This window comes from Streptomyces sp. NPDC101166 (genome assembly GCF_044768125.1).
In the GTDB taxonomy this organism is placed as follows: domain Bacteria; phylum Actinomycetota; class Actinomycetes; order Streptomycetales; family Streptomycetaceae; genus Streptomyces.
In genome coordinates, this window is the sequence record NZ_JBIWPF010000004.1 from 437,814 (window position 1) to 448,834 (window position 11,021).

Sequence of the window (11,021 nt, forward strand, 5' to 3'; positions counted from 1 at the left end):
CTCGCAGGCTGGACGCGATCGCTCAGAGAAGGGCTGAAGACATGGGCAAGAACGCGAACGAAGTGGTCGTCGTCATCGGTTCCGGCAGCATCGGGCTTGCCATCGCCCGGCGTGTCGGCGCCGGGCGTACGGTGCTGCTCGCCGACTACAGCGAGAAGGCGGCCGAGGCCGCTGCCGAGCGGCTGAGGGGTGAGGGGTACGACGTGACGACCCGGGTCGCCGATATCTCCGACCACGACGCGGTCGAGGCATTGGCCGACGCGGCCGCTGCCCTCGGCCCGGTCACCCAGGTCGTGCACACTGCCGGGGTCTCGCCCACCCAGGCGAGCATCGAGCGGATCCTGCACGTCGACCTGGTGGGCACGGCGATGGTTCTGGACGCCTTCGCCCGCGTCGTCGCGCCGGGTGGGGCCGGCATCGTGATCGCCAGCATGGCAGGGCACCGGGAGAGCCCCTACTCACGGGAGATCGAGCACGCCCTGGCCACCACCGAGACGTCGAACCTCCTCGACCTGCCCTTCCTCCAGGCCGACCAGGTCGGCTCGACCGTCCACGCCTACGCCCTGTCCAAGCGGGCCAACTCGCTGCGGGTGCAGACCGCCGCCGTCGCGTGGGGCAGGCGAGGCGCCCGTATCAACGCTGTCAGCCCTGGCGTGATCATCACGCCGCTCGCCCTGGACGAGCTGTCCGGGCCCCGCCGGGAGTGGTTCGAGCAGGTCCGCAAGGTGTCGGCCGCCGGACGCTTCGGAACCCCTGACGAGGTCGCCGACGCGGCGGCGTTCCTCCTCGGCCGTCAGGCCGGTTTCATCACGGGCGCCGACCTGCTGATGGACGGCGGAGTGACCGCGGCCCTGCACACGGGCGAACTGACGATCCCCTGACAACTCTTGAGAAGGGAAGGTAACCCATGGCGAACACACCCATGACCGTGCTGGTGGTCGGCGCCACCGGAAGCGTCGGACGCCTCGTCGTGGCCGAGTCCATCGCGCGCGGCCACACCACCCGCGCCCTGGTACGCGATGCGGCAAGGGCCGAATCCAGCCTCCCCGCCGAGGCGCAGACCGTAGTCGGTGACGTCACGCGCCCCGAGACGCTGCCCGCGGCTGTCGCGGACACCGACGCCGTCGTGCTGACCCTCGGATCCGACGGCTCCGCGCACTCCTCGCCCGAGGACGTGGACTACGCCGGAGTCCGCAACCTCCTGGCCGCCCTGGACGGGCTGACGCCCCGCGTCGTGCTGATGACGGCCATCGGCATCACCTCCCGCAGCAGCGTGTACGACCATCTCCTCGACTGGAAACGCCGCTCCGAACGCCTCGTCCGGGCCAGCGGCCTGCCCTACACGATCGTGCGGCCCGGCTGGTTCGACATGAACAGCCCCGGTGAGCACCGGCTCGTCTTCCTCCAGGGAGACACGCGGCGCTCCGGTACCCCCTCCGACGGCGCTGTCGCCCGTGACCAGATCGCCCAGGTGCTGGTCCAGGCTCTCACCGCGCCGGAGGCGACGGGCAAGACCTTCGAGCTGGTCGCGGAACGTGGCCTCGCACCCGGCGACCTGGGCCTGTTGTTCGCCGCCCTGGACCAGGACGCGCCCGGTGCCCTGGACGGGGTCCGGGACGAGGCCAACATGCCGCTCGCACGGGAGCCGCAACGCGTACGCGACGACCTCGCGGCCGTCAGGGCATCCGGGTCGGCGAGCACCGCAAAGAGCTGATCGACGGCACAGGTGGAACGGGCGGCAGGTGATCCTGCCGCCCGTTCCTGCGGTTCAGTGCTTTTGGTGCAGCAGGGCGGGGATGTCGATCCGGCCGGCCTGCATCTGTGCGGCGTGCGGGGCGTTGAGCCCGCCGTCGATGACGTACAGCCGGTTGTCGCGCACTACGGTGGCGCTGGGTGAGGCGAGGCCGTCAGAGGCAGTCAGGACGGGCTTGGTCTTGCCGTCGGGGTAGACCACGGAGACCAGGTTGGGCGCGTTCTGTGCGGCGAAGACCACGTCGGAGCGGTCATTGAGGAAGCTGAAGTCGTCTACCCCGTCAAGGCTCTTGGTGACGACGTGGATCGGGCCCGGCTTGCCGCTCGCCGTGACGGGGATGCGCAGCAGGCTGTCCTGGGCGAGGTTGGAGACCCAGACGGCTCCCTTGTGGAAGCGCAGCCCGTTGGCGCCGAACGGGACGGCCTCGGACTTGACGGGGGCCAGGGCCGGATCGGTCAGCCACGCCTTCGCCGGGCCGCCCGTGACGGGTACGGCCCACACGGTGCTCTTGAGGCTGTCGGCGACGTAGATCGTGCGACCGCTCGGGTCCAGTGCCATGCCGTTGGGGAGGCCGTCGGTGGGCAGGGCGGCGAGGCGCTTCGGGGTGCCGCCGGGGGACAGCTTCCAGACTCCGGCCCGGGAGGCGTCGGAGGACCACACGTTGTAGTAGACGGTGCCGTCGTTGCCGCGGATGTTGCCGGTGATGCCGTCGCCCTTCGCGGACGTGGCGAGGACGGTGCGCTGCCCGGAGGGCGTGACGTGTATCAGCGCGGGCCGCTGGCCGGCGGGTGCGCCGATCATCGAGAGGGTGATGGAGCGGTCCGGGTTGAGGGTGATGTTCTCCGGGATCTCGCCGGCGGCGTAGTCGAACGTGGCGATGGTCCGGACGTGGTTGATGACGGGCTGCTGATGGTGCGCCGGGGTGGCGGCGAAGGCGGACGGCGCGCAGAGCAGCGTCGTCGCGGCCGCGGCGATGGCCGCAGCGGTCCGGTGACGCTTCAGGGAGGTTTTAGGCAAGGTGCTTCCTTGGTGAGTGGAGGGGAGAGCGGGGAAACCCGCTGACGGGCCGGGTGGATCCCCGGCCCTACCAGGTAGTGGCCACCGCACGTAGTGCGGTCCACATGCCGCCCTGGCGGGCGTAGTCGATGGTCAGGCGGAGCCGCCAGTCCGCGTGCGCGCCGTGCACGGTCGCATCGGTGGCGATCCGGCCGACGAGCCAGGCTGTGTCCTGCTCCTCGACGTTGTGGTAGACGAACCGTCCGGCCCGCATCTGCGCCAGCCACTCGGTCGTCGCCTGTACGTAGCCGGTGATGTGGGTGAGGGTGAAGCCGCCGTCGAGTAGTTCGTCGAGGGTGTCGGTGTCACCGTCGGCCATCGCCCGTGGGTAGGCGCGGTAAGCTTCGATGACCTCGGCATGGTGGGCTGTTGGCTGGATCTGGGCATTGCGATGCTCGTCAGGGGGCGCTCGGCGCGGTCTCGTCCTGGCCCTCGACGTCGGCCGAAGGGCTGGTTGTCTTCGTCGGCTTCTCCGGTGCGGACTGGGAGCCGAGCATGTCCAGCAGGACTAGGGCGTCGTGCTCGGGGGTGTCGGGTTCGGCGTAGTACGTGACGAGACGGTGGCCGGGGGTCCCCTCCAGTTGCATGGACTGGTAGCCGAGGGTGAGGTCGCCGACCTCGGGATGGTGGAACGTCTTGCGGCCGTGGCTGCGGCCCCGGACGTCGTAGCGCTCCCACAGGCGGGCGAAGTCCGGGCTCTTGAGCAGGAGTTCACCTGCGAGTTGGGCCAGGTCGGGCGCGTCGGGGTCGGTGCCGGCCAGGGCGCGCAGCCGGGCGACGCAGCCGCGGATCTGGTTGTGCCAGTCGTCGAACAGGTCGCGGGCCGCCGGGTGGAGGAAGACGTAGCGGGCGATGTTGCGCTGCTTGGCGGGCCAGTCCTCGATACCGGCGAGCAGCCGCATACCGCCGGGGTTGGCCGCAAGGATGTCGTTCGCACGGCTGACCACGTAGGCGGGGCTGGGGCGGAGGGTCTCCAGTAGCAGTTTCACTCCGGGCCGCACGGTCCGTGAAGGGGCGGCCGGCGGCTCGGGAACGGTGCGTGCGGCGCGCTGGGCCAGGCTGCGCAGGTGTTCGTGCTCGTCGTCCTCCAGTTGCAGGGCCCGGGCGAGGGCGTCGACGACCTGCGGGCTCGGGCGGGTCTCCTTGCCGCGTTCGAGGCGGGTGTAGTAGTCGATGCTGATCCCGGCGAGGGTGGCCAGTTCCTCGCGGCGCAGCCCGGGCGTGCGCCGCACCCCTGAGCCTGCCGCGAGCCCGGCCTCGGCGGGCGTCAGCCGAGCACGCCGGGCGCGCAGGAAACACCCGAGCTCGGTGCCGCCGGCGGCTGTGGTCTCACGTGTCATGCCTTTCAGTGTGGACACGGGATGACCTGCGCGGGAGGCGTGTGGGGGGCCCTGTCGTTCCCCCTAACGGCTCTCCCCGGCACACCACGGCCTGCCGCCCGCCGGCCTCTCGGGGAAAGGTGGTTGTCGGCGGATATCTGCCCTCCCCTCACGCCTCCGGCGTCCTACGCGTCCCATAAGGAGCAGCACCGTGGAGATCCTCGAACGGCAGCCCACCAGCAAGGCCCCGGCTGACTGGTTCACCGGCGATGTGTGGTGGGACGTCATCTACGCCGGTCAGGAGCCCTCGCGCGCCCGCCTCAACCTCGTTCGTTTCGCGCCCTGTGCACGCACCGACTGGCACTCCCACGCCCTGGGCCAGACCCTGCACATCGTCTCCGGCGTCGCCTTGATCGGCGGACGCGACGGCACGGTGATCGAGGCCCTTCCCGGCGACACGATCTACACCCCGCCGGGCGAGGAGCACTGGCACGGCGCCGCTGCGCACGCGTTCATGGAACACCTCGCGCTCTGGGAGGGCCGCGGTGACGGCGGCCCGGAGACGACCTGGCTGGAGAAGGTCACCGACGAGCAGTACGGCGCCCCGCGCACCCCCGCTCGCTGAAACATCCCGCGAAAGGAACGACCGCATGCGCACCACGCCCCTCGGCCCGAACGGTCCGGAGACCGGCGTCATCGGCCTGGGCTGCATGGGCATGAGTTCCGGCTACGACCTGGCCACACCCCGTGACGAGAGCACCTTGATCTCGGTCATCCACCAGGCGCTCGATCTGGGGATGACCATGCTGGATACCTCCGACGTGTACGGGCCCCTCACGAACGAGGAGCTGCTGGGCCGTGCCCTGGCCGGCGGGCAGCGTGAGCGGGCGGTGCTGGCCACCAAAGTCGGTGCTCTCACCCGCGACGAGCAGGGCAATCCGGTGGCCGGGAACAACGGTCGTCCTGAACACATCCGTCGCTCGATCGACGAGAGCCTCAAGCGCCTGGGCACCGATCACGTCGACCTGTACTACCTGCACCGCGTGGACCCGGACGTGCCGATCGAGGAGAGCGTCGGTGCCCTCGACGAGGCCGTGACCGCCGGCAAGGCCCGCGCGATCGGCCTGTCGGAGGTGACGGTCGAGCAGATCAAGCGCGCCCAGTCCGTGCATCCGATCACCGCTGTGCAGTCCGAGCTGTCGCTGTGGACGCGGGAGTGGATGCGGGAGGTGCTGTCGTACTGCGAAGAGCAGCGCATCGCCTTCGTGCCGTACTCGCCGCTCGGCAAGGGCTTCCTCACCGGCCGCTTCTCCTCCTTCGACGACCTGCCGCAGGAGGACTTCCGGCGCGGTCTGGCCCGCTTCCAGCAGGAGGCGCTCCAGCAGAACCTCGCCCTGGCCGACAAGGTCAGGCAGATCGCCGAGCGAGTCGGTGCGACCCCGGCACAGGTGGCGCTGGCCTGGGTGCTGGCGCAGGGCGAGTACGTGATCCCGATTCCCGGCACCAAGACGCCGAAGTACCTCCTCGACAACGCCGGCGCCGCCGCCATCGAGCTGAGCGCCGCCGACCTCGCGGAACTCGACGCCCTGCCCGTACCGCAGGGCGGCCGCTACTTCTGACCCCTGTGTGGAGAGATCACATGCGCGCGGCATCGACGACGTAGCCGACGGCTAGCGCGCCATGGCCGACCGGACCGCTCTGAAGGTTTTCATCCAGCCCTGACCACCGAGTCCCAGACAGAAAGCACCACATCATGTCCCCACCCACGACTCCGCTGCTGAAGCTGAACAACGGCGTGGAGATGCCCGCGCTCGGCCTCGGTGTCTTCCAGAGCCCACCCGAGGAGACCGTTCCCGCGGTGGAGACTGCCCTCAAGGACGGCTACCGGCTGATCGACACCGCCGCCGCCTACAAGAACGAGACGGAGGTCGGCGAGGGCATCCGCCGCTCCGGCGTGGACCGCGCCGATGTCTTCGTCACGACCAAGTTGTGGCTGAGCGACTACGGCTACGACTCCGCCCTGCGCGCCTTCGACACCAGCCTGGCCAACCTCGGCCTTGCGTACCTGGACCTGTATCTCCTGCACCAGCCGGCCCCGCTCGACCAGGAGCAGTGGGTGGCCGCCTACAAGGCGGCCGAGAAGCTGCTGGCTGAGGGTCGGGTCCGGGCGATCGGCGTCTCCAATCACACGCCGGAACTGCTGCGTACCCTCATGGACCACACGGACGTCGTCCCGGCGGTCAACCAGGTCGAGCTGCACCCGTACTTCATCCAGCGCGAACTGCGCGCGGTGCATGACGAGTTGGGTATCGTCACGCAGTCCTGGTCTCCCATCGGCGGGATCACCCGCTACTGGCCGCAGGCTCCGAACGGTGGCCGCAGTGCCCTTCAGGAGCCGGTCGTCACCGAACTCGCCGCGAAGTACGGCAAGACGGCGGCCCAGGTCGTATTGCGCTGGCACATCGAGCACGGACTGTGCGCCATCCCGAAGTCGGTCAAGCCGCACCGCATCGCGGAGAACCTCGACGTCTTCGACTTCACGCTGACACCGCACGAGGTCGCCTCGATCGACGCCCTCGACACGCGCCTGCGCAGCGGCCCCGACCCGAACACCCGGCGCGTCGGCTGATGCGGACCCGCGCCGGGAGGCGGGCTCAGCGCCTGACTTCTGGCGCGGGTGCCGAGGTCTGCTGGGCCCCCGCCATATCGAGCAGCACCAGCTTGTCATGGTCGGGGGTGCCCGGCTCGGCGTAGTAGAAGGCGAGCCGTTGCGTGTGGGTGCCCTCGATCTCCAGCTTCTGGTAGCCGGGGGTGAGGTCGCCGACATCGGGATGGTGGAAGGTCTTGCTGCCGTGGGTGTGCAACCGCACGTCGTAACGCTCCCAAAGGTCGGTGAACTCCGGGCTCGCATCAAGCAGTTCGTCGACGAGCGGGGCCAGGCCGGGGGCGTCGGGTTCCAGGCTGTGCAGCGAGCGCAGGCGGCCCACAGCGGCACGGATCTGGTCGTGCCAGTCGTCGAACAGCTTGGGTGCCTGCGGGTGCAGGAAGACATAGCGGACCACGTTGCGCTGCTCCTCGGGCCAGTCCCCCAGCCCGGCGAACAGCCGAAGACCGCCCGGTGTGCAGGCGAGGACGTCCATGGTGCGGCTGAGCACATAGGCCGGGAAGGGCCGTAGCTGCTCCAGCAGCAGCTCGATCCCCGGAAAGACCGTTTCCTTGTCGGGGGCCGGCGGCCGCAGGGCCGTGGCGCCCGCGGCTCTGGCGACGAGGACGCGCAGGTGCTCGTGCTCGGCAGGGTCCAGCCGCAGCGCCCGGGCGAGCGCGTCGACGACCGCGGGGCTGGGATTGGACTCCTTGCCCCGCTCCAGACGGATGTAGTAATCGACGCTCACACCGGCGAGCGTGGCCAGTTCCTCCCGGCGAAGGCCGGGAGTGCGCCGCAGCCCTGGCCCGGCCGGGAGACCGGCCTCTTCGGGGGTGACTCCCTCACGGTGGGCCCGCAGAAAGGTCCCCAGTTCGGTGCCGCCGTTGCCGGTCAGCCGCTCACGTGCCATGTGACCAGTGTGGCAGCACTGCCGTGACAGGGCCATGAACTGGGCGAACACGCGTGAGGAGCTCTGCTACACCCCCGAACGGCGCTCCCCGGCACACCACGGCCTGCCGCCCTGCTCAGGACGTCCGCAGGCTGGAGTCCGGATGGAGCCCCCGTCACGCACATCCACCCCAGCAATCTTGGAGTCCCTCGTGTCATCTCCCTATGCCTCTGTCCCGCGATCCGGTGGCCAGGCCGCGTCGAAAGGCGCCGGCACGGCGCTGGCGGCCGCACTCCTCGGCTTCTTCGTGATGACGCTGGACACGCTGATCGTCAACGTCGCACTGCCCGAGATCGGCGACGCCCTCGACGCCGGGATCACCGGTCTCCAGTGGGTGGTGGACGGCTACACACTGATGTTCGCCGCACTGCTGCTGTCCGCCGGGTCCATCACCGACCGCGTCGGTGCCCGCCAGGCTTTCGGGGCGGGGCTCGTGGTCTTCGTGGTCGCCTCCACTCTCTGCGGCCTCGCGCCTAACCTGGGCGTCCTGGTGGCCGCGCGGCTGGTGCAGGGCATGGGTGCCGCCGTGATCGTGCCCGCCTCGCTGGCCCTGATCCGGGAGGCATACCCCGACCAGGCCAAGCGCGCGCGGGCGATCTCCATCTGGGCGATGGGCGGCTCCGTGGGCGCCGCGGCAGGCCCGGTGGCAGGCGGCGTACTGACCCTGATCGACTGGCGAATGATCTTCTTCGTAAACCTGCCGGTCGGCCTGCTGGCACTGTTCCTGCTGTCCCACACCCGCCGCTCGCCACGCCAGGCGAACACCGGCTTCGACTGGTTCGGGCAGATAACCGCCGTCGCGGCCATGGGCGGCCTGACCTACGCGGCGATCGAGGCCGGTGCGGATGGGTTCGGCGCCCCCCGGGTGATCGTTGCGTTCACCGTGGCCGTCATCGCGGGAGCCCTCTTCCTCGTGGCACAGGCCCGCGTGAAGAGCCCGATGGTCCCCATGCCGCTGTTGCGCGCCCGGACGATGCTGATCTCCTCGACCGTTGGCTTCGCCCTCAACATCGGCTTCTATGGCATGGTCTTCCTGCTCAGCCTCTACCTCCAGCAGACGCGGGGCATGTCGCCGCTGGCCACAGGCATGGCCTTCCTCCCGATGACCCTGCTGACCGCGTTCATCAGCCCGACCGCCGCCTGGTTCGCGGCCAGGTTCGGATCAAGGATGCCGATCATCACCGGGCAGCTGCTCATGGCCACCGGCCTGGTGGTCCTCAGCCTCGCCCCGCAGACGGCCCCCACTTGGCTGGTGGTCGTACTCATGATCCCGGTCGGCGCCGGCGGCTCCCTCGCCGTCCCTGCACTAACCTCCCTCCTGCTCGACCGGGTCCCCGCCGAACGTGCCGGAACCGCCAGCGGCGTCCTCAACGCCTCCCGGCAGGTCGGCGGCGCCCTGGCCGTGGCCGTCTTCGGCGCCCTCGTGTCACACCACGCGACCTTCTTCCACGGCCTGCGCACCAGCCTGCTGATCGCCGCAGCCCTGGTCCTCGCGACCGCGGCCACGTCTCCGCTGCTCAAAGCCACCCCCTCGGCACGTCTCGCCACTGCCGCACGGGATCTGGCGGAGGAGCCTCAGCCATGACCGCCGCGGCAACCTGGACAGGCGCCGAACTCCACCGCATCCGCCGAGCGAGGCACAGCAAGTCGAGTTCGCCGCCGGAGTCGAAGCGACCAGCCACGGCCTCGACCGCCTGGGGAGATGAGGGTGGGCCGTCCGGGAGCCGAATCCATCATGCTGGCTGCTGCGCGGGGGTCTCGCGGAACTTCGCTCCGCGCTAGTAGGACTCCGTTACGTCTGCCTGTGGGTCCTGTCTGGGGGCATGTGCAAGGTGTGGATGCACATGAAGTGAACCGTGCTCGGGCGAAGTTATCGCTGTTCGTCGCTGATGTGTTCGCCTCGGTGCCGCGCAAGGATCAGCGGGCCAAGGGCGACTGCTATCTGCGGGGGCTGATGCTGGACGGGCGGCGTAAGTCGATCCAGCCGATGGCGGAGCGGCTGCCGGACGGCAACGAGCAGAACCTGCAGCAGTTCGTGAATCAGTCGACCTGGGATCCGCTGCCGGTGCGGCGGCGGATCGCCCGGCGGATGGTGCCCCGGGTCGGCCCGGACGCGTGGGCGGTCGACGACGTGTCGTTTCCCAAGGACGGGAAGATGTCGGTGGCGGTCGCCCACCAGTACTGCGGAGCCTTGGGCAAGCAGGCCAACTGCCAGGTCGCGGTGAGCGTGCACGCGGTCTCCGACACCGCGTCCTGTCCCCTGCAGTGGCGGCTGTTCGTTCCCCAGGAGTGGGCGGACGATCCGGTCCGTCGGCGCAAGACCGGGATCCCCTACGAGGTCGGGCACCGGGAGAAGTGGCGCCTGGCCCTGGACACCATTGACGAACTGGCCGGATGGGGTCTGGTGCCGCCGGTTGTGGTGGCCGACGCCGGCTACGGACAGAACGCCGACTTCCGCGACGGACTGGAACATCGCAGCATCGACTACGTGGTGGCGATTAGCTCGGATGTGACCGTCCACCCGCACGACGCGCAGCCCGCCGCCCCCGCCTGGTCCGGCAACGGCCGCAAGCCCCAGCCCCGCTACCGCGGCAGGCCGACCCCGGTGGCCGCGCTGGCGGCCGGTCACGGGCGGCAGGCGTTCACCGGGGTGACCTGGCGGGAAGGCTCCTGCGGACCGATGCGCTCACACTTCCTGGCACTGCAGGTGCGGCCGGCAGGGATTAAATCCCGCCGCCTCGCCCAGGCCGCCGCCGACCCGGGCAGCTGGGACGGTGTCCTGCCCGAGGTCACGCTGCTGGTCGAATGGCCCGACGGCGCCGAGGAGCCCACCGACTACTGGCTGTCCAACCTGCCCGCAGACACCCCGGTCGTTGAACTGGTCCGCCTGGCCAAGATCCGCTGGCGCATCGAGCACGACTACCGCGAACTCAAGCACGGCCTCGGCCTGGACCACTTCGAGGGACGTTCCTGGACCGGCTGGCACCACCACGTCACCCTGGTCACCGCCGCCCACGCCTTCCTCACCGAACAGCGCCTGTCCCCAAAAGCCGATACAGCGGACTCACCCTCCACCAGATCCTCGACACCATCCAGGACCTGCTGAACTGCTGGACCGGCACCTGCACCACCTGCCACCGCCCCCTGCCCAGAACAACCCCCACCAGCGAAAACCCAAGAGCCAGAACAACCTAACGGAGTCCTACTAGGTCGTGTCTTCAATTGATCTTGAGTGGTGGATCATGGTTGGGTGATACGTCGACATGAACTGTCCGATGAGGAGTGGGAGTTCCTCCGTCC

The 11,021-nt window shown here is 69.7% G+C and carries 11 protein-coding genes; 7 read left to right on the forward strand and 4 right to left on the reverse strand.

All coding sequences use genetic code 11. The features are described 5' to 3' along the window. Positions 1 to 41 precede the first annotated feature (41 nt). Positions 42 to 881 carry an SDR family oxidoreductase gene (locus tag ACIRS4_RS10845; protein ID WP_404193026.1) on the forward strand — a complete coding sequence of 280 codons (840 nt, stop codon included), beginning with the start codon at positions 42 to 44 and terminating at the stop codon, positions 879 to 881. 26 nt (positions 882 to 907) lie between these two features. Continuing rightward, positions 908 to 1,714, forward strand: a complete 807-nt coding sequence (locus ACIRS4_RS10850; RefSeq protein ID WP_404193029.1) for an SDR family oxidoreductase — start codon at positions 908 to 910, stop codon at positions 1,712 to 1,714. A 54-nt stretch (positions 1,715 to 1,768) separates the two neighbouring features. On the opposite strand, the gene ACIRS4_RS10855 is transcribed toward ACIRS4_RS10850, so the two are convergent. The 3 genes from ACIRS4_RS10855 to ACIRS4_RS10865 form a co-directional block, all read right to left on the reverse strand. Next, a complete protein-coding gene (locus ACIRS4_RS10855) occupies positions 1,769 to 2,770 on the reverse strand; it encodes an SMP-30/gluconolactonase/LRE family protein (protein ID WP_404193031.1) in 1,002 nt (333 codons plus the stop codon). A gap of 67 nt (positions 2,771 to 2,837) precedes the next feature. Then, a complete protein-coding gene (locus ACIRS4_RS10860) occupies positions 2,838 to 3,188 on the reverse strand; it encodes a nuclear transport factor 2 family protein (protein ID WP_404193123.1) in 351 nt (116 codons plus the stop codon). Between the two features lie 19 nt (positions 3,189 to 3,207). After that, a complete protein-coding gene (locus tag ACIRS4_RS10865) occupies positions 3,208 to 4,149 on the reverse strand; it encodes a helix-turn-helix transcriptional regulator (protein WP_404193033.1) in 942 nt (313 codons plus the stop codon). A 190-nt stretch (positions 4,150 to 4,339) separates the two neighbouring features. On the opposite strand from ACIRS4_RS10865, the gene ACIRS4_RS10870 reads away from it, so the two are divergent. From ACIRS4_RS10870 to ACIRS4_RS10880, 3 genes are all read left to right on the forward strand, one after another. After that, positions 4,340 to 4,753: a cupin domain-containing protein gene (locus ACIRS4_RS10870; protein WP_404193035.1), complete on the forward strand. Its 414-nt coding sequence runs from the start codon at positions 4,340 to 4,342 to the stop codon at positions 4,751 to 4,753. A 25-nt stretch (positions 4,754 to 4,778) separates the two neighbouring features. Beyond that, positions 4,779 to 5,747 carry an aldo/keto reductase gene (locus ACIRS4_RS10875; RefSeq protein ID WP_404193038.1) on the forward strand — a complete coding sequence of 323 codons (969 nt, stop codon included), beginning with the start codon at positions 4,779 to 4,781 and terminating at the stop codon, positions 5,745 to 5,747. Between the two features lie 134 nt (positions 5,748 to 5,881). Beyond that, complete coding sequence (locus ACIRS4_RS10880; protein WP_404193041.1) at positions 5,882 to 6,757, forward strand: aldo/keto reductase; 876 nt, start codon at positions 5,882 to 5,884, stop codon at positions 6,755 to 6,757. A 25-nt stretch (positions 6,758 to 6,782) separates the two neighbouring features. Here the strand turns inward: ACIRS4_RS10880 and ACIRS4_RS10885 are convergent, their stop codons facing one another. After that, entirely contained in the window at positions 6,783 to 7,682 is a 900-nt protein-coding gene (locus ACIRS4_RS10885) for a helix-turn-helix transcriptional regulator (RefSeq protein ID WP_404193044.1), read from the reverse strand. A 142-nt stretch (positions 7,683 to 7,824) separates the two neighbouring features. Between ACIRS4_RS10885 and ACIRS4_RS10890 the strand changes: the two genes are divergently transcribed. Both ACIRS4_RS10890 and ACIRS4_RS10895 read left to right on the forward strand, forming a co-directional pair. Beyond that, positions 7,825 to 9,306 (forward strand): MFS transporter, encoded by a 1,482-nt coding sequence (locus tag ACIRS4_RS10890; protein WP_404193047.1) that lies wholly within the window; start codon positions 7,825 to 7,827, stop codon positions 9,304 to 9,306. 249 nt (positions 9,307 to 9,555) lie between these two features. Beyond that, the gene (locus tag ACIRS4_RS10895; protein ID WP_404193049.1) at positions 9,556 to 10,827 is read left to right on the forward strand and encodes an IS701 family transposase; all 1,272 of its coding nucleotides are present in this window, start codon (positions 9,556 to 9,558) and stop codon (positions 10,825 to 10,827) included. Positions 10,828 to 11,021 lie beyond the last annotated feature (194 nt).